Below are 18,568 nucleotides of genomic sequence, written 5' to 3' on the forward strand. Positions count from 1 at the left end.
GCGATCATCCCCCGCATGAGCATTTTGCGGGTTGCCACCTACAACATTCACAAGGGCGTGCAGGGCATGGGTCCCGCACGCCGGCTGGAAATTCACAACCTGGCGCATGCGGTGGAGCAGTTCGATGCCGACATCGTCTGCCTGCAGGAAGTCCGCCGCCACCACCGCAAGCTGGAAAAGCAGTTCACCCGGTGGCCAGACCTGGACCAGGCGGGCTATCTGTCGCCAGAAGGCTATGAGTCGGTGTACCGCACCAATGCCATCACGCGCCACGGTGAGCACGGCAACGCGTTGCTCTCGCGCTGGCCGGTGATCGACACCCGGCATTCCGATGTGTCCGATCACCGCTTCGAGCAGCGCGGCTTGCTGCATGTGCAGTTGCTCGTGGAAGGCAAGGAGGTGCATGTCGTGGTGGTGCACTTCGGCTTGATTCACGCGAGCCGCGAGCGGCAGGTGCAACGACTGGGCGAGTACATCGGCACCGCTGTGCCGCCCGGTGCGCCGCTGGTGGTGGCGGGCGACTTCAACGATTGGGGCGCGCAACTGCTGCGCCCCATGGCCGCGCTGGACCTGCGCACTTTTGAAGGCATTCGCCTCGCGACCTATCCGTCGCGGCTGCCGCTCCTGCATCTGGATCGCATCTTCGTGCGGGGACTGCGCCCTGTCTCGGCGCACGTGCCCCACGGCCGTGTGTGGGCTCGCATGTCGGACCACCTGCCCTTGATCGCCGAACTCGAGTTGTGAGCACCTCGCCCGCACCCCACCAGCGCTCGCTTGCCCATCCGGGCGCTATGCAAGGTGGGCACCAACTGCTGCTGTTGCAGGGCGGTGCCGAGTTCTTCCCCGCGCTGGTGGATGCGATGGACACGGCGCGCGCTGTGGTGCACCTGGAGACCTACATCTTCGAGTTTGCGGGGTCGGCGCTGAGCGTGGCCGAGGCGCTGGAGCGCGCGGCGCGCCGTGGCGTCGTGGTGCGCCTCCTGATCGATGGCGTGGGCACGCCGCATGTGCCAGACGAGTGGAAACAGCGCTTTGCCGAGGCCGGCGTGACGCTGCGCATCTATGCGCCGCTTGGGCGTCTGGGTCTGCTGCTGCCGCGCAACTGGCGCCGGTTGCACCGCAAGCTGTGCGTGGTCGATGGCGTGGTCGGCTTCTGTGGTGGCATCAACATCATCGACGACCAGGACGACGTGGCGCTGGGCCGCCTGGCTGCGCCCCGGCTGGATTTCGCGCTTCGCGTGGCTGGCCCGCTGGTGGAGCACATGGTCGACACGATGGAGCAACTCTGGTGGCGGGTGCTGGCCGCGCGGCGTGCGCGTCAGCGCGAATTCAAGGCGGCCTGGGATGCGTTGCGGCAAGCGCGCCCGGTGGGCGATTTTTCGCGATTGCTGCAGAAGATCGAGTCGGGGCTGGACCCCGATGCGCCCGCCGACAGCCGTTTTGGCGAAAGCGCTCCCTCGCCGCTGGGCGTGGACGGCGCGCGCGCCCGGCTGCTGCTGCGCGACAACGTCAGCCACCGGCACGACATTGAGCGCGCGTACTTGAAGGCGATTGGCGAGGCACGTCAGGAGATCGTGATTGCCAACGCGTATTTCATTCCGGGGCGCAAGCTGCGCCGTGCGCTTACCCTGGCAGCCCAGCGTGGTGTGCGCGTGCGCCTGTTGCTGCAGGGCCGCTACGAGCATTTCCTGCAGTACCGCGCGGCTCGTCCGGTGTACCAGCGGCTGGTGGATGCAGGCATCCAGATCCACGAATACGCGCCCAGCGCGCTGCACGCCAAGGTGGCGGTGGTGGACCGGCGCTGGTCCACCGTGGGCTCGACCAATCTGGATCCGCTGTCCATGCTGCTGGCGCGCGAGGCCAACGTGATGACCACCGACCGGCGCTTCTCCGGTCTGCTCCACAGCCACCTGGACGGTCTGGTGCAGCAAGCCGGCACGTTGCTGGACACGGATGCGCTGGGGCAGCGTCCCTGGCTGCAGCGCCAACTCGACCGCGTGGCTTTCGCGGTGATGCGCACGATCCTGTTTGTGACGGGTCACAGGTACTGACCCACCCATGTCCGGCGACCTGATCGTCCAGCGCCCTGAAGGGCTCTATTGCCCGCCAGGCGACTTCTACATCGATCCCTGGCGCCGGGTGGATCGGGCCGTCATCACGCATGCGCACGCCGACCACGCACGCACAGGCCATGCCCACTACCTCGCCACCGCCGTGTCAGAGGGTTTGCTGCGTGCCCGTCTGGGTGCGGGCATTTCACTCCAGGGGCTGGCGTATGGCGAAGTGGTGGAGCACCACGGCGTGCGCCTGTCCTTGCACCCGGCAGGGCACGTTCTGGGCTCGGCGCAGGTGCGGGTCGAACACGAGGGGCGGGTGTGGGTGGCCAGTGGCGACTACCGCACCACCCCCGCCGGCGCAGTGCCCGACCGCACCTGCGCGCCTTTCGAATCGGTGCGCTGCGATGTCTTCATCACGGAGTCCACCTTCGGCCTGCCCATTTACCGCTGGCGGGCCGATGCCGACGTGTTTGCCGAGATCAACCGCTGGTGGCAGGCCAACGCCGAGCTGGGGCGGGCCAGCGTGCTGACCTGCTACAGCCTGGGCAAGGCGCAGCGCATCCTGGCCGGCGTGGACGCGTCCATCGGGCCCATCGTGTGCCACGGCGCCGTGGAGCCGCTGAACCGCGCGTACCGTGCCGCCGGCGTTGCGCTGCCCGAGACGCTGCAGGTGGGCGATGTCGGCGACGCTGCCACCTTGCGCCGGGCGCTGGTGCTGTGCCCGGGTTCTGCGCTCGGGTCGCCCTGGATACAGCGCTTTGGCGAGATCTCCGATGCCTTTGCCAGTGGCTGGATGCAGGTGCGCGGCTGGCGCCGCCGGGGCGGTCTGGATCGTGGCTTCGTGCTCAGCGATCACGCCGATTGGCCCGGGCTGCTGAGCGCCATCGAGGCCAGCCGCGCCGAACGCGTGATCGTCACCCACGGCAGCGTGCCGGTGCTGGTGCGCCATCTGCGCGAACAAGGCCTGCAGGCGGACAGCTTCGAGACCGAGTACGGCGATGAGCCGGAGGCGGCGGCATGAGACGTTTTGCCGCGCTTTTCGACGAGCTGGACGCGACCACGGCCACCAACGCGAAGGTGGCGGCGCTGCGCCGCTATCTGGCCGAGGTGGACGATGCCGACGCGGTCTGGGCCGTCTACTTTCTCGCGGGAGGCAAGCCGCGCCAGCTCATCAAGACGGCGCAGCTGCGCGCGCAGGCCATCGCCGAGTCGGGCCTGTCCGAGTGGCTGTTCGAAGCCAGCTACCAGGCTGTGGGCGACCTGGCTGAAACCATTTCACTGGTGCTGCCGCCGCCACAAACCGATGCCGGCATGAACACCCGGCTGAGCGCCTGGATGGAGGAGCGCTTGTTGCCCCTGCGCGGCCAGGGCGACGACGTGGTGGCGCAGGCCCTGGCCACCTGGTGGCGCGAACTCGACACCACCGGCCGCTTTCTGCTGGTCAAGCTGGTGGGAGGCGGCTTTCGGGTGGGGGTGAGCAAGTTGCTGGTGCAACGCGCGCTGGCGGCACACGCCGGGCTGGATGCCAAGCAGGTGGCCGCGCGCATGATGGGCTTCACCGACGGCAAGCGTGTGCCCACGCCCGCCGCCTTCCGCGCGCTGGTGGCGCCGCTCCCGTTGGCGGGTGAGGCGCATGGCGACCCCAGCCAGCCGTACCCCTTCTTTCTGGCCAGCCCACTGGAGGCGGGGGCGCCTGACGCGCCTGCCGCTCTGGGCCCCGCCAGCGACTGGATCGCCGAATGGAAGTTCGACGGGATCCGCGGCCAGATCGTCAAGCGCGCCGGGCAGGTGTGGGTGTGGTCGCGGGGCGAGGAGCTGATGAGCGAGCGCTTTCCCGAGTTGCAGGCCCTCGCACAGCGCTGGCCCGACGGCACCGTGGTCGATGGCGAGATCCTCGTCTGGCACGACGGGTCAGCGACCCCCAAGCTGCCCGGCAGCGATCGCCCCGGTGGTCCGGCGCCCTTCGCTGTGCTGCAGCAGCGCATCGGTCGCAAGACGCTGGGCCCCAAGGTGCTGGCCGAGGCACCTGTGAGCTTCATGGCCTACGACCTGCTCGAGGCCGACCACGAGGACCTGCGCCAGTGCCCCCAGCACGAACGCCGAGCCAGGTTGCAAGCGCTCGCTGTGCTGCTCGACGCCACGCCCGGGCCGCGCCTGTGGCTCTCGCCGGTGCTCATGGCCGACGCCTGGGACACGCTGGCAGCGCAGCGATCGCAGGCGCGTGCGCTGGGCGTCGAAGGGTTGATGCTCAAGCACCGCCTGAGCACCTACGGGACCGGCCGCCAGAGGCGCGGCGATGGCACCGGCATGCTGGCCTGGTGGAAGTGGAAGATCGATCCCATGAGCATCGATGGCGTGCTCATCTACGCGCAGGCGGGTCACGGTCGGCGCGCGTCGGTCTACACCGACTACACCTTTGCGGTCTGGAACCGTGCCCCCGCAGATGCGGCCGAGGCGCAGGCGGTGGTTGAAGCCATTGCGCAACGCCGCCCAGCCGAACCCGGTGCGTTGCAGCTGGTGGCGTTCACCAAGGCCTACTCGGGTCTGACCGACGAAGAGTTCAAGGCCGTGGATGCGGTGGTGCGCCGCCACACGCTGGAGAAGTTCGGCCCGGTGCGCAGCGTGCGACCCACCCTCGTGTTCGAGCTGGCGTTTGAAGGCATCGCGCGCAGCACACGGCACAAGAGCGGCGTCGCGCTGCGGTTTCCGCGCATCGCCCGCGTGCGGCACGACAAGCCACTGCACGAGGCCAGCACCCTGCAGGATCTGGAGCTGTTGCTGCGCGCTTGAGCCGATGCCCTGAAAGCCCCCATGCGTCAGGTCCCCCGGGGGTGCGGTGTTAGCATGCGCCACTCCGACGAAAACCGCATCCGACATGACTTCTGACGCCTCCCCTGATGACGATCATGGCGTGCCCATGTCCGTCAAGATCCGCGAGCGTGTGAAGGCCGCCCGCCAGCGCTTTCACTCCAACGACAACATCTCCGAGTTCATCCGGCCAGGCGAGCTGGACCTGCTGCTCGACGAAGTGGCCGAGAAGATGCAGGGCGTGCTCGATGCCATGGTCATCGACACCCAGAACGACCACAACACCGGCGACACCGCCCGCCGCGTGGCCAAGATGTACCTCAAGGAGGTGTTCAACGGCCGCTACGTGAAGGGCCCGAGCATCACCGAGTTTCCCAATGCCGAGCACCTCAACGAGCTGATGATCGTCGGCCCGATCACGGTGCGCAGCGCCTGCAGCCACCACTTCTGCCCCGTCATCGGGCGCATCTGGATCGGCGTTATGCCCAACGAGCACACCAACGTGATCGGCCTGTCGAAGTACGCGCGTCTGGCCGAATGGATCATGGGCCGCCCCCAGATCCAGGAAGAAGCCGTGGTGCAGCTGGCCGACCTGATTCAGGAAAAAACGCAGCCCGATGGCCTGGCCCTCGTGATGGAGGCCAGCCACTACTGCATGTCCTGGCGTGGCGTGAAGGACATGAACAGCAAGATGATCAACTCGGTCATGCGCGGCGTGTTCCTCAAGGACCCCAACCTGCGGCGTGAATTCCTCGCGCTCATCCCCCGTCAACCCTGAGGCTCAACATGCTCGTACGCCTGCTCTACGTCAGCCGCGCTGTTGAAAAGGACAGCGCCAAGGTCATCGAATCCATCCTGGAGGCCTCCCGCTCGCACAACATGGGCAACGGCATCACCGGTGTGCTGTGCTATGGCGGCGGTGTCTTTCTGCAGGCCATCGAGGGTGGGCGCGGTGCCGTCAACACCCTCTACAACCACATCGTGGCCGACGCGCGGCACACCGACGTGGTGCTGCTGCACTACGAGGAAATCACCGAGCGCCGCTTCGGTGGATGGACGATGGGCCAGGTCAACCTGTCCAAACTCAACACGTCCATCGTGCTGAAGTATTCCGAGCGCCCCGAATTCGATCCCTACGCGGTGTCGGGTCGGGTATCGCTGGCCTTGCTCGAAGAGCTCATGGCCACCGCCAGCATCATCGGCAGGGCCTGACGCTCTCCCACCTGCACCGCGCGATCGCCAAGCGCCTGGCGGTGCTCAGGCGAGCAGGCCGCCTGCCTTCTTCTGAACCTGCATGTCGCTGACCGCGTTCTGTCTGATTGTGCTGGCCGGCCTGATCCATGCCTGCTGGAACATCGCGGCCAAAAAGGCAGCGGGCGATGCGCGCTTTGCCTTTTTCAGCGCCTTCCTCATGATGCTGATCTGGGCGCCGCTGGGCTGGTGGATCGGCCGCACGGAGGTCCCGGCGTGGGGCGTGACGGAGTGGGCCTTCGTGGTCGCCAGTGGCGTGTTGCACGTTTTCTACTACGTGATCCTGCTGCGCGGCTACCGCAAAGCCGACCTGACCGTGGTGTATCCGATGGCACGGGGCTCCGGGCCTCTGCTCTCGTCGCTGGTGGCCATCGCGCTGCTGGGCGAACGCATTTCTGCCTTGGGGGCGCTGGGCATTGTGGGGGTGGTCGGCGGCGTGTTCCTCATTGCTGGCGGGCCCGGCCTGCTGCGCGCGACGCACGACCCGGCGGCACGGCAGCGCGTGCACAAAGGCATGTTCTATGGCGTGCTCACGGGTGTCTTCATCGCTTCGTACACGGTGGTCGATGGCTACGCCGTCAAGGTGCTGCTGATGTCACCCATTCTGGTGGACTACATGGGCAACTTCGTGCGTGTGGCGCTGCTCGCCCCCAGTGTGCTGCGCGACCTGCCCACCGCCGCGCAACTCTGGCGCTTGCAGTGGCGCTATGCGCTGCTGGTGGCCGCCGTGAGCCCTGTGGCCTATGTGCTCGTGCTGTATGCCATGCGCGAGGCGCCGCTGTCCCATGTGGCCCCGGCGCGCGAGGTGTCGATGCTGTTTGCCGCACTCATCGGCGGACATCTGCTGGGCGAGGGCGATCGCGTGGCCCGCATCCTGGGGGCGCTGTGCATTGCAGCCGGCGTGACTGCGCTGGCTTTGGGATGACATGAGCGAAGCCACCTCCCGCAGCTTGCTGGGTTGCGACTTCTCCAGCGCACCCACCCGGCGCAAGCCCATCACGCTCGCGGTGGGCCGTGCCGACCGCGGCCGTGTGCTGATCGAGTCGGTGGAACGTTTCGAGACGCTGGATGCCTGGAGCCAGCGCTTGGCAGCACCGGGCTGCTGGGTGGGCGGGTTCGATCTGCCGTTTGGCCTGCCCCGCGAGCTCGTCACCGCGTTGGGCTGGCCCACGGCATGGGCCGAGTGCATGGCGCACTACGCGGGGCTGGAGCGCAGCGAGATTCGCGAGGCGTTCGCTGCCTTCTGCGATGCGCGCCCCGTCGGTGGCAAGTTCGCCCACCGCGCCACCGATGGGCCCGCCGGCTCCAGCCCGAGCATGAAGTGGGTCAACCCGCCGGTGGCGTTCATGTTGCATGCCGGTGTGCCGCGCCTGATGGCGGCGGGCGTCACCTTGCCCGGGCTGCTGGACGGCGACGGCACGCGCGTGGGCCTGGAGGCGTACCCGGGGCTGCTCGCGCGCAGCGTGCTGGGCTCGGCGTCTTACAAGAGCGACGACAAAGCCAAGCAGACGCCCGACCGCCTCATCGCGCGCAAGACCTTGATCAACGCGCTGGAAAACGGGCAGGTGCCGTTGTTGCAGGCAGCCGGGCTGCGCCTGAAGCTCACCAACACCCAGCGCGACGCGTTGGCCGACGATCCCAGTGGCGACAGCCTGGACGCGGTGCTCTGCCTGCTGCAGGCCGCCTGGGCCGAGCGGCAACACCTGGCAGGCCTGCCGCGCTGGGGCCTGCCTGAATTCGATCCCCTCGAAGGCTGGATCGTCACGGCCTGAAAGGGCATGTGCCCAGGCGACAGCGGCCGACCGTGGCACTGCCTAGAATGTGGCGTGTCGGGCCTTGTGCCGGACACAAGCGTTCTCAGGGCGGGGTGAAACTCCCCACCGGCGGTGATGGCGGCGTGGCAACGCGACCGCACAAGTGCCGCGAGCGCCCATGCGCCAGCAAGCCTGGCGCATGGGGTCAGCAGACCCGGTGAGACTCCGGGACCGACGGTCACAGTCCGGATGCAAGAGAGCGCGAGCCATGTACCACCGTGCGCCGGGATGCGTCGCGGTGGCGCGTGCGCTTGTGCGCCCTGATTTTTTGGCCCTCCCACTCCTTGAGGACACCATGAATCAGACCGAGTCTTCCCACCACCTTCACCTGCCTGCGGGCCTGCGTTTCGCTTTTGTCGAGGCGTCCTGGCACGCCGACATCGTGCACCAGGCGCGCGATGCGTTCTTCGCTGAAATGGCACAAGGCGGCTTCAACGCCGATGCCATCGATGTGTTCGACGTACCGGGCGCGTTCGAGATTCCGCTGCACGCGCAGCGCCTGGCGCGCTCCGGCCGTTACGCCGCCATTGTGGGCAGTGCACTGGTGGTCGATGGCGGCATCTACCGCCACGACTTTGTTTCACAAACCGTCGTGCAGGCGCTCATGGACGTGCAACTCGACACCGGCGTGCCGATGATCTCGGCGGTGCTCACGCCGCACCACTTTCATGAGCACGCTGAACACCGCAAATACTTCTTGCGGCACTTTGCGGTCAAGGGAACCGAGGCCGCACAAGCCTGCCTGCAGACCGTGGCGGGGCTGCGCCGCCTGGACGCCTTGCTGAGCCCAAGCGCGGTGATGGCCGGCCGCTGATCACGGCGTGGGCCCGGCGGCGCAGCGCCACCGTGTGCTGCATTGGGGGTATCGACGCGTGCGCACTGGATCGGCAACATGTCCAGTCGTTGTCGATTCCGCCGAACCTTGGGCTCCGCCATGACCTTGCCGCATCTTTTCAGTTCTGTCTGTGTCTTGTTGGCCGCAGGCCTGCTGGTGGCTGGTTGTGCCGCAGCGCGTGGGGGGCAGTCCGACCGCGTGATCTCGCCCCAACGGGGTGATGACGGTCGTTTTCAGAATCCACCCGACAGGCACGCCCGGCCTACCCAGAGCGCCTGGAAGATCTGGATGCGATTTGTGCTGGAGGCCAAGCCCGGTGCAGTGCCGCGCGATGCGATCCCGGTGCGCAGGATCGACCGGGCCACGCTCGACGCACTCGATCCCGCGGCCAACCACATCGTGCGGCTGGGCCACTCTTCGCATCTGCTCAAGCTGCGTGGCCGCTACTGGTTGATCGATCCGGTGTTCAGCGAACGGGCGTCAGCCGTCCAGTGGTTCGGTCCCCGGCGCTTTCATGCGCCACCGCTGTCGCTGGACGAGCTGCCGCCTATCGAAGGCTTGATCCTTTCTCACGACCACTACGACCACCTGGACCGCGCCACCATTGAGCACTTGCGCGAGCGCGTGCAGCGCTTTTTCGTGCCATTGGGCGTGGGCGCCCGCCTCCAGCGCATGGGTGTCGATGCGGCGCGCATTGAGGAATTCGACTGGTGGCAAGGGGCGAGTCACGCGGGCGTGCAGCTCACGGCCACGCCAGCCCACCATTTCTCGGGGCGTATGCCATGGGATCGCAACAGCACGCTGTGGGCGTCCTGGCTGATCCAGAGCGGCAGCGAACGCATCTTCTTCAGCGGCGATTCGGGCTACTTCGATGCATTCAAGACCATCGGGCAGCGCTTTGGTGCCATCGACATCGCCTTGATGGAAAACGGCGCTTACGACAGCGACTGGCCATCGGCCCACATGTCCCCCGAAGAAACCGTGCGTGCCTTCAAAGACCTGGGCGCACGGCTGCTGTACCCGGTGCACAACAGCACGTTCGACCTTGCATTTCACCGCTGGCGCGCTCCCATGGATCGCGTCGCCGACCGGGCAGAGCGAGAAGGCCTTGCGCTGGCCACACCGCAAGTGGGCGAGGTGCTGACGCTCGGGCGTTCACGGCAGAACGAACGCTGGTGGAAGGACCTGCACTGACGGGAGGCCAGCCCGCCTGCGCTTGGTGCATCATCGCGGTCTGCGCTGCGTCGCTGGCACTCGGGCCGTGCGGTGGAAGCGCAAACTCTGGAGGGAATTCCCATGAACGCAGCCAAGCTGGTCGGTGTGGTTCTTATCGTGGCCGGCGTGCTCGGCTTGGTGTACGGCAGCTTCAGCTACACCAAGGACACCGAGGCCGTGAAGCTGGGGCCGCTGGAGTTGTCCGTGAAGCAAAAGGAAACCGTCAACGTGCCCGTCTGGGCTGGCGTTGGCGCCATCGTGGTGGGTGCTGCGCTGCTGTTGCTGGGCGGCAAGAAGGGTTGATGCAGGCACGACGTGTTCGCCCGCATCCACTGACGGCCCTGCTGCTGGCCACCGCGCTGTGGGTGTCGGTATCACCCGGCCTCGCAGCGTCTGCGAAAGCAGCTGGCCACCCGCCTGAGCGCGAGGCGTATGCCGCGAAGGTCACGCGCGTGTTCGACGGCGACACCCTGTGGGTCAAGCCCCTGGAGGGTGGGCGCTATCGCAAGCTGCGCATCGACGGTATCGATGCCCCGGAGATCTGCCAGCGCGGCGGCGTGGCCTCGCGCGATGCGTTGGCCGCACGGGTATTGAACCAGGTGGTGGCGGTGGGCGTGCGCCAGCGAGATGACTACGGTCGGGGGTTGGCAAAGCTGACCCATCAGGGCGACGATGTCGCGGCATGGATGGTGGGTCAGGGCCACGCTTGGTCGTATCGCTGGGGCCGGCGTCCAGGACCCTTCAAGGACGAAGAGGCGGGGGCGCGACGGGCGCGCAAAGGCTTGTTTGCCGACGGCTCGGTCGAGTTGCCGCGCGATTTCCGCAAGCGTCACGGGCCGTGCCCGATGCCTTTGCCCTGACGGGCCGATTCAGTGTGCCTTGCCGCACACCGAGCAATGCGGGTTCTGCGGCAGTGAAACAGCAGTGAACGCGAGGTCCCGGCCATCGATCATGAGCAGCTTGCCCGTGATGCGCGAGCCCATGCCGCAGAGCAGCTTGAGCGCCTCGGCAGCTTGCATCGTGCCCACGATGCCCACGAGCGGCGCGAACACGCCCATGGTCGCGCACAGCACTTCTTCAACGCCCGAGTCGGGCGGGAACACGCAGGCGTAACACGGGTTGCCCGGGGTGCGGGCATCGAACACGCTGAGCTGGCCGTCCATGCGAATGGCCGCGCCCGATACCAGTGGCTTTCGGTGCGTCACGCAGGCCTGGTTGATGGCGTGGCGTGTCGCGAAGTTGTCGGTGCAATCAAGCACCACATCGGCCTGCGCCACCAGGCTGTCCAGCAGCGCAGCGTCGGCTCGTTCGGTGACGGTGGTGACTTGCACATCCGGGTTGATGGCCGCGATGGCCTCGCGCGCGGATTCGGCCTTGAAGTGGCCCACACGGGCCAGGCTGTGCGCGATCTGCCGCTGCAGGTTCGTTTCGTCAACGGTGTCGTGGTCGACCAGCGTGATGTGTCCGACGCCTGCGCTGCCCAGGTAGAGCGCCACCGGAGAGCCCAAACCGCCAGCGCCGATCACGAGCGCATGCGATGCCAGCAAGGCTGCCTGGCCTTCAACGCCCAGTTCATCGAGCAGGATGTGGCGCGAGTAGCGCAGGAGCTGGGCGTCGTCCAAGGGGCGCGCGCTGCGGGGCTGTGCCCGCAGCGTTCCGTCAGATCAGTTTTCTTTCTTTTCTTCTTCGCGCACCGACAGCGTCTTGCTCACCATCACAGGGCGCCCCTTCAGCTGGTTGAGGGCCTGCTGCAGCTGGAAGTCCTTGTCGGTGCCGAACTCGGGCACCAGGCGCTGGTTCGGGTTCTTCTTGGCCTCTTCTTCGAGTCGCTTGCGGGCTGCTTCGCGTGCCTCTTCCCGTTGCTGGGAAGCCGCGCGCTCTGCGTCGGTCATGCCTTGAGCGCCCTTGGCAGCCTCGGTGCCGTTGTTCAGGTGTTTCTGCAGATCGGCTTCCCGGGTGCGCAGTGCGGCAAACACGTTACCTTCCTGCGTCTCGTCCACCATCACGTCGGGCACGATGCCCTTGGCCTGAATGGAGTTGCCCGACGGGGTGTAGTAGCGCGCCGTGGTGAGCTTGAGCCCGGTGTCCGGACCCAGGGGGCGGACCGTTTGAACCGAACCCTTGCCGAACGTCTGGCTGCCCAGCACGGTTGCGCGCTTGTGGTCCTGCAGTGCACCAGCAACGATTTCGCTGGCAGAGGCAGAGCCTTCATTGACCAGCACCACCAGAGGAACGCGCTTGAGGGCACCCTGCGTGTTGTCGGTCAGGCGCTTGATCGGGTCTGTACCACCGCGGCGCAGGTAGTGCTGCGGGATGGCCTTGTAAGTGAATTTGCTGTCTTCCAGCTGGCCGTTGGTGGACACCACGGTCACGTTTTCGGGCAGGAAGGCTGCGGAGAGTGCCACGGCGGCGTCGAGCAGGCCGCCCGGGTCGTTGCGCAGGTCCAGCACGAGGCCCTTGAGATTCGGGTCGGCCTTATAGATGTCTTCCATCTTGCGAGCGAAGTCTTCAATCGTGCGCTCCTGGAACTGGGATACGCGCACCCACGCGTAACCGGGTTCCACCACCCGTGACTTCACGCTCTGCGTCTTGATTTCCTCGCGCGTGATGGTCACGGGGAACGTGCGGTTCTCGTCCTTGCGGAAGATGCTCAGCAGCACCTTGGTGCGCGGTTCGCCGCGCATCAGCTTGACGGCGTCGTTGATGCTCAGGCCCTTGACTTGCGTGTCGTCGATCTTGGTGATCAGGTCGCCGGTCTTCAGGCCCGCACGGAAGGCTGGGGAATCCTCAATGGGCGAGACCACCTTGACCAGGCCGTCTTCCATGGTGATTTCGATGCCCACACCCACGAAACGCCCGCTGGTGCCTTCGCGGAATTCCTTGAAGGACTTCTTGTCGAAATACTGCGAGTGCGGATCGAGGCTGGCCACCATGCCGGTGATGGCTTCGGAGATCAGCTTCTTCTCGTCCACCGGCTCGACGTAGTCGCTCTTGACCATGCCAAAAACGGCGGCGAGCTGCTGCAGCTCCTCAAGGGGCAAGGGTGCCAGTGCGCCGCGTGCGACCGCCTGCACCTGGACCGTGGTCAGTGCACCAGCCACCGCGCCAATCGCCACCCAGCCTGCAATTTTCAGCTTGTGACTCACCAGTTTTGCCATCGAAATACCCCAGTAAAAAAGCCCGTGCAGGGCCTGCGTGACCCTGTCGGGCCAATATACACCTTGGAGCATCGCCAACGGCTTCGGTTCCCCAGGCTCACCGCGGGGTTTCCCGGGATGCCGTGACGAATCGACGGTTTCAGGCCTTGCCCTGCGCGGCCACGGCGGCAGCGGCCTTGGCAGCAGCCTCGGCGTCACCCAGGTAGTGGTGGCGGATGGGCTGCAGGTTCGCGTCGAGTTCGTAGACCAGCGGAATGCCGTTGGGGATGTTCACGCCCACGATGTCGTTGTCGGAAATGCCGTCCAGGTACTTCACCAGGGCGCGAATGCTGTTGCCGTGTGCGGCCACCACCACGCGCTTGCCGGCCTTGATGGCCGGCGCCATGGCTTCGTTCCAGAAGGGCAAGACACGTGCCACGGTGTCCTTGAGGCACTCGGTCAAAGGCACTTCCTCGGGCTTGAGGCGGTCGTAGCGGCGGTCACCGCGCTCGCTGCGGGGGTCGGTCGGTTCCAGCGCGGGTGGCGGCGTGTCGTAGCTGCGGCGCCAGACCAGCACCTGCTCGTCGCCGTATTGCTTGGCCATGTCGGCCTTGTTCAGGCCCTGCAGGGCGCCGTAGTGCCTTTCGTTGAGGCGCCAGCTGTGCACCACGGGCAGCCAGGTGCGGTCCATTTCGTCCAGGGCGTGCCACAGGGTGCGCGTGGCGCGTTTGAGCACGCTCGTGTAGGCCAGGTCGAAGTCGTAGCCCTCGGCCTTGAGCAGGCGCCCCGCATTTTTGGCCTGCTCCAGCCCCGTCGGCGTGAGGTCGACGTCGGTCCAGCCGGTGAAGCGGTTTTCCAGATTCCAGGTGGATTCGCCATGGCGAATCAGGACGAGTTTGTACATGGGAAGGGCGTGCGTTGAGGGTCGGAAAGGGCTGGAAGGGGGGCGACAGGCCACACAATCGGGCCGGTCCTGCGGGTGCTGGCCAGACGTGGCCGGCGCTGCGCAGTCAGGCATTCTAAAATCGCCGGCTTACTCGAAAGGTGTCTCTGTGAGTTTCTTCCTCGAAAACTGGGTTCTGTTCGCCGTGGCCATCACATCTGGTGCCTTTCTGTTGTGGCCGCTGGCCTCTTCGGGGGCCCGGGCGGGTTCTCTCAATGCAGCCCAGGCGGTTCAGCTGATGAACCGCGAAAAAGCCGTGGTGGTGGATGTGCGAGATGCCGCCGGCTTCGCATCGGGCCACATCATTGGCGCCAAGAACCTGCCGCTGGCCGACCTGGAGGCTAAGCTGCCCGGTGCCGTCAAGAACAAGGCCACCCAGGTGATCCTGGTCTGTGCAAACGGCGCCTCTGCCAACAAAGGCGTGGCCATCGCCAAGAAGCTGGGCTACGACAACGCGCAATCCCTGACGGGTGGCATGGGTGCGTGGCGCGCCGCCAACCTGCCCGTGGAAAAAACCTGATCATTCGGGCTACTTTCCACCCGATTGACAGGAACTGCACATGGCCAAGGTCAAGATGTTCACCAGCGCGTACTGCCCGTATTGCAGCCGGGCCCGCGCCTTGCTGGATCGGCGGGGCGTGGTGGATCTTGAAGAGGTGTTTGTGGACGGCAAGCCCGAGTTGCGCGCCCAGATGACCCAACTCACCGGTCGCACTAGCGTGCCCCAGATCTTCATTGGCAACACCCATGTGGGCGGTTGCGACGACCTGCACGCGCTGGATGGGCGTGGTGGTCTGGTGCCGATGTTGCAGGCCTGAGTGGCCGGGTACGGTCTTGCCGGGCTGACATAATCGGCCCAGCGCCCGCCGCAGGGACTCGTTCCCCCGGCGGGTTTGTTTTTTCTATCCCGACCCATTCGAGACACCACCATGGCAGAAAACCAGGATCCCATCTTTCAGATTCAACGCGTCTACCTCAAGGAAGCCTCGCTGGAGCAGCCCAATTCCCCGGCCATCCTGCTGGAGCAGGAGCAGCCCACGGTGGATATCCAGCTCGGCGTGGAAGCCAGCCCGGTGGCCGACGGCGTTTACGAGGTGTGTGTGACCGCCACCGTGACGACGAAGATCAAGGACAAGACGGTGTTTCTGGTGGAGGCCAAGCAGGCCGGCATCTTCGAAATCCGCAACCTGCCGCAGGAACAGATGGGTCCGATCATGGGCATCGCCTGCCCGCAGATCGTCTATCCGTACCTGCGCAGCAACGTGGCGGACATTGTTCAGCGCGGCGGCTTCCCGCCCGTGCACCTGGCAGAAATCAACTTCCAGGCCATGTACGAGCAGCAACAGGCCCAGGCCGGCGAAGACGCCCCGCGCATCGTCACGCAGTAAGCCGTCCCGCCCAGGACCGATGAACATCGTTGTGCTCGGAGCGGGCGCCTGGGGCACCGCACTGGCCATCGGCGCTGCGTCGCAAGACGGTCAATTCCGCCAGGTGACGCTGTGGGCGCGCGACGCCCGACAGGCTGCCGAGATGCGCGAGCAGCGCGAAAACCGGCGCTATCTCCCGGGTGTTGCCTTGCCGCCCACCGTGACGATTGACAGCCGTCCGCTGGATGCCACTTCGTCTGGCGCGGTGCTGGCGCAAGCCGACCTCGTGATCATTGGCACGCCCATGGCGGGCCTGCGCGGCATGCTGGCGCTGCTGGCGGCGCACCCTGCGCCGGTGGCGTGGCTCTGCAAGGGTTTTGAAGCGCCGGTGCACGGTGATGCCGGCAGCGGCGGCTTGCTGGGCCACGAAATCCGCGCACAGGTGGCGCCTCGCCTCAAGGCCGGCGTGCTCAGCGGTCCGAGTTTTGCGCAGGAAGTGGCGCGGGGCCAGCCCACGGCGCTGGTGGCTGCCAGCGAACATGCGAGCGTGCGCGACGTGCTCGTCGCGGCTTTTCATGGACCCGCCTTGCGCGTGTACGCCAACGACGACATCGTGGGCGTGGAAGTGGGGGGCGCCGTGAAAAACGTGCTGGCGATTGCCACGGGCCTGTGCGATGGCCTGGATCTGGGCTTGAACGCCCGTGCTGCCCTGGTCACGCGGGGGCTCGCGGAAATGACGCGTCTGGGCCTGGCGCTCGGCGCGCGCGCCGACACCTTCATGGGGCTGTCCGGGTTGGGCGATCTGGTGCTCACGGCGACCGGCGACCTGTCGCGCAACCGCCGCGTGGGGCAGTTGCTGTCGCAGGGCATGACACTGCAGCAGGCGCTGGACTCGTTGGGTCACGTGGCCGAGGGTGTGTACAGCGCCCGCACGGTGGTGCAGCGCGCCCGCTTGCTGGGTGTGGACATGCCGATCAGCGAGGCGGTGGTGGCCTTGCTGGAAGGCCGGCTTCGCCCTGCGCAGGCCGTGGCCGCGCTCATGGGGCGCGATCCCAAGGACGAGGGCCTGTAGTCAGGCCGCCGTCGGGGCGCAGCCTGCTGGCTTGAACACGCGTTCGGCAGAAGCCGGGTGGCGAGCCAGCGCGGCGGCGGGCCGGCGTGGGCGGCGCACCAGTTCACCACCGCAGTTCGGGCATGTGTGGTGCAGCCGCGTGTCCGCACAGTCGCTGCAGAAGGTGCACTCAAAGGTGCAGATGCGCGCTTCGGTGCTCTCGTTGGGCAGATCGCGGTTGCAGCATTCGCAGTTCGGTCGCAGTTGCAGCATCGTCGCCTCCAGGCATCAGATCTCGAAGTTGTCGATCAGGCGCGTCTTGCCCAGTCGCGCAGCGCCCAGCACCACGAGCGGATCACCCGCCTGGGGAGTTTGCAGGTCGGCGCGACGGCGCACGGTGAGGTAGTCCGGCTGCCAGCCACGCGCGGCCAGCGCTTTCATGGCGCGTTCCTCCAGCGCGGGCAGGTGGCGAGTCAGGCCGTCTGCAGCGGCCAGCGCGTCTCGCCCCAGTGCGCGCAGCGCCAGCGAGAGTTGCACCGCTTCGGCGCGCTCGGTGTCGCTCAGGTAGCCGTTGCGCGAGCTCAGGGCCAGGCCGTCGGCCGCTCGCCGCGTGGGCACGCTCACGATGCCGACGGGCAGCGCAAACTGCTGCACCATGCGCCGGATCACCATTTGCTGCTGGTAGTCCTTCTGCCCGAACACCGCATGGCGCGGGCCCTTGGCTTCGGTCAGCACGCACTGGAACAGCTTCATCACGACGGTGCAGACGCCGGTGAAGAAGCCCGGGCGGAAATGGCCTTCCAGGATGTCGGCCAGCTCACCGGGAGGCTGCACCTTGAAGCCCTGAGGCTCGGGGTACAGCTCTTTTTCTGATGGCGCGAACACCACGTCACACCCCGCGGCGGCGAGCTTGTCGCAGTCGGCCTGCAGGGTGCGGGGATAGGTGTCGAAGTCTTCGTGGGGCGCAAACTGCAGCCGGTTCACAAAGACGCTGGCGATGGTCACATCGCCCAGCGGCCTGGCGGTGCGCACCAGGTCCAGATGACCCTCGTGCAGGTTGCCCATGGTGGGCACGAGGGTGGGCGCGTTGAAGGGCTGCAGGGTTTCACGCAGCGCTTCGATGGTGTGGACGATTTTCATGAGGGCCGTGCTGTTCTGAGGCGTGAGCGGTTCACCAGGCGTGCAGGCTGTCGTCGGGGAAGCTGCCGTCCTTGACGGCACTCACGTAGGCGGCCATGGCGTCCCGCACGCTGCTGGCGCCCTCCATGAAGTTGCGAACGAACTTCGGGTTCTTGCCCAGGTTGACGCCCAGCATGTCGTGCATCACGAGCACCTGGCCCGCCGTGCCTTTGCCGGCGCCGATGCCGATCGTGTGGCAGTGCGGCAGTTGCTGGGTGATCTCGGCCGACAGGGCGGCGGGCACCATTTCAAGCACCAGCATGGTGGCGCCGGCATCTTGCAGCTCCAGCGCGTGGCGCTTGAGCGTGAGCGCCGCTGCGTCGCCACGCCCTTGCACCCGGTAGCCGCCCAGGGCGTGCACCGTTTGCGGCGTGAGCCCGAGGTGGGCACACACCGGGATGCCGCGCTCGACGAGAAAGCGCACGGTATCCGCCGTCCAGCCGCCGCCTTCGAGCTTGACCATGTGCGCACCTGCGTGGACCAGTTGGGCCGCGCTGCGCATCGCCTGTTCTCTGGATTCGTGGTAGCTGCCAAAGGGCAGGTCGCCCAGCAGCCATGCCGTGCCTTGCACCCGACGAAGCCCGCGCGCCACGCTCTCCACGTGATACGCCATGGTCTCCAGCGTCACGCCGGCCGTGCTGGCCAGGCCCTGGCACACCATGCCCAGTGAATCGCCCACGAGGATGCACTCCACACCAGCGGCATCGGCCACAGCGGCAAACGTGGCGTCGTAGGCAGTGAGCATGGTGATCTTCTCGCCGCGCTCGCGCATCTCGTTCAGCCGGGGCAGGCTCACCGGCTTGCGTTGTGGCAACGGCGATGCCGCAGGCAACGTGCCGTAGGGTGTGGCCATGGGCGCAGAGGTGGTGGGGGTGCTCATGTGGGGATCCCGCAGGGTTGGGGGGGTGGGT

At 66.7% G+C, this 18,568-nt stretch carries 22 protein-coding genes and 1 riboswitch; of the genes, 16 read left to right on the forward strand and 6 right to left on the reverse strand.

The window, feature by feature from the left end; all coding sequences use genetic code 11:
- Nucleotides 1-15 precede the first annotated feature (15 nt).
- The 12 genes from KXJ60_RS12795 (at nucleotide 16) to KXJ60_RS12850 (ending at nucleotide 10,840) form a co-directional block, all read left to right on the forward strand.
- A complete protein-coding gene (locus KXJ60_RS12795) occupies nucleotides 16-744 on the forward strand; it encodes an endonuclease/exonuclease/phosphatase family protein (protein ID WP_291128040.1) in 729 nt (242 codons plus the stop codon).
- Nucleotides 745-791: 47 nt separating this feature from the next.
- Complete coding sequence (gene clsB, locus KXJ60_RS12800; RefSeq protein WP_291128203.1) at nucleotides 792-2,051, forward strand: cardiolipin synthase ClsB; 1,260 nt, start codon at nucleotides 792-794, stop codon at nucleotides 2,049-2,051.
- 7 nt (nucleotides 2,052-2,058) lie between these two features.
- On the forward strand, nucleotides 2,059-3,078 hold the full coding sequence (locus KXJ60_RS12805) for a ligase-associated DNA damage response exonuclease (protein WP_291128043.1): 1,020 nt from the start codon (nucleotides 2,059-2,061) through the stop codon (nucleotides 3,076-3,078).
- Nucleotides 3,075-4,847, forward strand: a complete 1,773-nt coding sequence (locus tag KXJ60_RS12810) for an ATP-dependent DNA ligase (protein WP_291128047.1) — start codon at nucleotides 3,075-3,077, stop codon at nucleotides 4,845-4,847. Before KXJ60_RS12805 ends, KXJ60_RS12810 begins: the two co-directional genes overlap by 4 nt.
- An 85-nt stretch (nucleotides 4,848-4,932) precedes the next feature.
- Nucleotides 4,933-5,643: a GTP cyclohydrolase I gene (gene folE, locus KXJ60_RS12815; RefSeq protein ID WP_291128050.1), complete on the forward strand. Its 711-nt coding sequence runs from the start codon at nucleotides 4,933-4,935 to the stop codon at nucleotides 5,641-5,643.
- 8 nt (nucleotides 5,644-5,651) lie between these two features.
- Entirely contained in the window at nucleotides 5,652-6,077 is a 426-nt protein-coding gene (locus tag KXJ60_RS12820; protein ID WP_291128053.1) for a BLUF domain-containing protein, read from the forward strand.
- Between the two features lie 82 nt (nucleotides 6,078-6,159).
- Nucleotides 6,160-7,041 carry a DMT family transporter gene (locus KXJ60_RS12825; protein ID WP_291128056.1) on the forward strand — a complete coding sequence of 294 codons (882 nt, stop codon included), beginning with the start codon at nucleotides 6,160-6,162 and terminating at the stop codon, nucleotides 7,039-7,041.
- Between the two features lies 1 nt (nucleotide 7,042).
- Nucleotides 7,043-7,888 (forward strand): DUF429 domain-containing protein, encoded by an 846-nt coding sequence (locus KXJ60_RS12830; RefSeq protein ID WP_291128059.1) that lies wholly within the window; start codon nucleotides 7,043-7,045, stop codon nucleotides 7,886-7,888.
- A 77-nt stretch (nucleotides 7,889-7,965) separates the two neighbouring features.
- Nucleotides 7,966-8,135, forward strand: a riboswitch (FMN riboswitch).
- A gap of 90 nt (nucleotides 8,136-8,225) precedes the next feature.
- A complete protein-coding gene (locus tag KXJ60_RS12835; RefSeq protein ID WP_291128062.1) occupies nucleotides 8,226-8,744 on the forward strand; it encodes a 6,7-dimethyl-8-ribityllumazine synthase in 519 nt (172 codons plus the stop codon).
- A gap of 309 nt (nucleotides 8,745-9,053) precedes the next feature.
- On the forward strand, nucleotides 9,054-9,959 hold the full coding sequence (locus KXJ60_RS12840) for an MBL fold metallo-hydrolase (protein ID WP_366018455.1): 906 nt from the start codon (nucleotides 9,054-9,056) through the stop codon (nucleotides 9,957-9,959).
- A gap of 102 nt (nucleotides 9,960-10,061) precedes the next feature.
- A complete protein-coding gene (locus KXJ60_RS12845) occupies nucleotides 10,062-10,283 on the forward strand; it encodes a hypothetical protein (protein ID WP_291128069.1) in 222 nt (73 codons plus the stop codon).
- A complete protein-coding gene (locus KXJ60_RS12850) occupies nucleotides 10,283-10,840 on the forward strand; it encodes a thermonuclease family protein (protein ID WP_291128072.1) in 558 nt (185 codons plus the stop codon). The genes KXJ60_RS12845 and KXJ60_RS12850 overlap by 1 nt, the downstream gene beginning before the upstream one ends.
- 9 nt (nucleotides 10,841-10,849) lie before the next feature.
- Here the strand turns inward: KXJ60_RS12850 and KXJ60_RS12855 are convergent, their stop codons facing one another.
- The 3 genes from KXJ60_RS12855 to gpmA form a co-directional block, all read right to left on the reverse strand.
- Nucleotides 10,850-11,602 carry a HesA/MoeB/ThiF family protein gene (locus KXJ60_RS12855; RefSeq protein ID WP_291128075.1) on the reverse strand — a complete coding sequence of 251 codons (753 nt, stop codon included), beginning with the start codon at nucleotides 11,600-11,602 and terminating at the stop codon, nucleotides 10,850-10,852.
- Nucleotides 11,603-11,644: 42 nt separating this feature from the next.
- A complete protein-coding gene (locus tag KXJ60_RS12860; protein WP_291128206.1) occupies nucleotides 11,645-13,126 on the reverse strand; it encodes a S41 family peptidase in 1,482 nt (493 codons plus the stop codon).
- A gap of 151 nt (nucleotides 13,127-13,277) precedes the next feature.
- Nucleotides 13,278-14,021: a 2,3-diphosphoglycerate-dependent phosphoglycerate mutase gene (gene gpmA, locus KXJ60_RS12865; RefSeq protein WP_291128078.1), complete on the reverse strand. Its 744-nt coding sequence runs from the start codon at nucleotides 14,019-14,021 to the stop codon at nucleotides 13,278-13,280.
- Between the two features lie 148 nt (nucleotides 14,022-14,169).
- Between gpmA and KXJ60_RS12870 the strand changes: the two genes are divergently transcribed.
- The 4 genes from KXJ60_RS12870 (at nucleotide 14,170) to KXJ60_RS12885 (ending at nucleotide 16,499) form a co-directional block, all read left to right on the forward strand.
- Nucleotides 14,170-14,580 carry a rhodanese-like domain-containing protein gene (locus KXJ60_RS12870; protein ID WP_291128081.1) on the forward strand — a complete coding sequence of 137 codons (411 nt, stop codon included), beginning with the start codon at nucleotides 14,170-14,172 and terminating at the stop codon, nucleotides 14,578-14,580.
- Between the two features lie 40 nt (nucleotides 14,581-14,620).
- Nucleotides 14,621-14,878, forward strand: a complete 258-nt coding sequence (grxC, locus tag KXJ60_RS12875; RefSeq protein ID WP_291128084.1) for a glutaredoxin 3 — start codon at nucleotides 14,621-14,623, stop codon at nucleotides 14,876-14,878.
- Nucleotides 14,879-14,989: 111 nt separating this feature from the next.
- Nucleotides 14,990-15,448, forward strand: a complete 459-nt coding sequence (gene secB / locus KXJ60_RS12880; RefSeq protein WP_291128087.1) for a protein-export chaperone SecB — start codon at nucleotides 14,990-14,992, stop codon at nucleotides 15,446-15,448.
- Between the two features lie 19 nt (nucleotides 15,449-15,467).
- Nucleotides 15,468-16,499: an NAD(P)H-dependent glycerol-3-phosphate dehydrogenase gene (locus tag KXJ60_RS12885; protein ID WP_291128090.1), complete on the forward strand. Its 1,032-nt coding sequence runs from the start codon at nucleotides 15,468-15,470 to the stop codon at nucleotides 16,497-16,499.
- On the opposite strand, the gene KXJ60_RS12890 is transcribed toward KXJ60_RS12885, so the two are convergent.
- Genes KXJ60_RS12890 through panB form a run of 3 tightly spaced genes read right to left on the reverse strand, consistent with a single transcriptional unit; the run spans nucleotide 16,500 to nucleotide 18,537 of the window.
- On the reverse strand, nucleotides 16,500-16,751 hold the full coding sequence (locus KXJ60_RS12890) for a DUF1272 domain-containing protein (RefSeq protein ID WP_291128093.1): 252 nt from the start codon (nucleotides 16,749-16,751) through the stop codon (nucleotides 16,500-16,502).
- 15 nt (nucleotides 16,752-16,766) lie between these two features.
- Entirely contained in the window at nucleotides 16,767-17,618 is an 852-nt protein-coding gene (gene panC, locus KXJ60_RS12895) for a pantoate--beta-alanine ligase (protein ID WP_291128096.1), read from the reverse strand.
- A 31-nt stretch (nucleotides 17,619-17,649) separates the two neighbouring features.
- Nucleotides 17,650-18,537 carry a 3-methyl-2-oxobutanoate hydroxymethyltransferase gene (gene panB / locus KXJ60_RS12900; RefSeq protein WP_291128099.1) on the reverse strand — a complete coding sequence of 296 codons (888 nt, stop codon included), beginning with the start codon at nucleotides 18,535-18,537 and terminating at the stop codon, nucleotides 17,650-17,652.
- Nucleotides 18,538-18,568: the final 31 nt, after the last annotated feature.

This window comes from Hydrogenophaga sp. (assembly GCF_019264445.1).
In the GTDB taxonomy this organism is placed as follows: Bacteria; Pseudomonadota; Gammaproteobacteria; order Burkholderiales; family Burkholderiaceae_C; genus Hydrogenophaga.

Bases quoted from the DNA above. Each gene is read 5' to 3' on its own strand.
- KXJ60_RS12835 (WP_291128062.1), top strand. From the start codon at position 8,226: ATGAATCAGACCGAGTCTTCCCACCACCTTCACCTGCCTGCGGGCCTG.
- KXJ60_RS12825 (WP_291128056.1), top strand. From the start codon at position 6,160: ATGTCGCTGACCGCGTTCTGTCTGATTGTGCTGGCCGGCCTGATCCAT.
- secB (WP_291128087.1), top strand. From the start codon at position 14,990: ATGGCAGAAAACCAGGATCCCATCTTTCAGATTCAACGCGTCTACCTC.
- panB (WP_291128099.1), bottom strand. From the start codon at position 18,537: ATGAGCACCCCCACCACCTCTGCGCCCATGGCCACACCCTACGGCACG.
- KXJ60_RS12820 (WP_291128053.1), top strand. From the start codon at position 5,652: ATGCTCGTACGCCTGCTCTACGTCAGCCGCGCTGTTGAAAAGGACAGC.
- KXJ60_RS12890 (WP_291128093.1), bottom strand. From the start codon at position 16,751: ATGCTGCAACTGCGACCGAACTGCGAATGCTGCAACCGCGATCTGCCC.
- KXJ60_RS12805 (WP_291128043.1), top strand. From the start codon at position 2,059: ATGTCCGGCGACCTGATCGTCCAGCGCCCTGAAGGGCTCTATTGCCCG.
- KXJ60_RS12795 (WP_291128040.1), top strand. From the start codon at position 16: ATGAGCATTTTGCGGGTTGCCACCTACAACATTCACAAGGGCGTGCAG.
- clsB (WP_291128203.1), top strand. From the start codon at position 792: ATGCAAGGTGGGCACCAACTGCTGCTGTTGCAGGGCGGTGCCGAGTTC.
- KXJ60_RS12885 (WP_291128090.1), top strand. From the start codon at position 15,468: ATGAACATCGTTGTGCTCGGAGCGGGCGCCTGGGGCACCGCACTGGCC.
- grxC (WP_291128084.1), top strand. From the start codon at position 14,621: ATGGCCAAGGTCAAGATGTTCACCAGCGCGTACTGCCCGTATTGCAGC.
- KXJ60_RS12840 (WP_366018455.1), top strand. From the start codon at position 9,054: ATGCGATTTGTGCTGGAGGCCAAGCCCGGTGCAGTGCCGCGCGATGCG.
- KXJ60_RS12810 (WP_291128047.1), top strand. From the start codon at position 3,075: ATGAGACGTTTTGCCGCGCTTTTCGACGAGCTGGACGCGACCACGGCC.
- KXJ60_RS12845 (WP_291128069.1), top strand. From the start codon at position 10,062: ATGAACGCAGCCAAGCTGGTCGGTGTGGTTCTTATCGTGGCCGGCGTG.
- KXJ60_RS12830 (WP_291128059.1), top strand. From the start codon at position 7,043: ATGAGCGAAGCCACCTCCCGCAGCTTGCTGGGTTGCGACTTCTCCAGC.
- gpmA (WP_291128078.1), bottom strand. From the start codon at position 14,021: ATGTACAAACTCGTCCTGATTCGCCATGGCGAATCCACCTGGAATCTG.
- panC (WP_291128096.1), bottom strand. From the start codon at position 17,618: ATGAAAATCGTCCACACCATCGAAGCGCTGCGTGAAACCCTGCAGCCC.
- folE (WP_291128050.1), top strand. From the start codon at position 4,933: ATGACTTCTGACGCCTCCCCTGATGACGATCATGGCGTGCCCATGTCC.
- KXJ60_RS12850 (WP_291128072.1), top strand. From the start codon at position 10,283: ATGCAGGCACGACGTGTTCGCCCGCATCCACTGACGGCCCTGCTGCTG.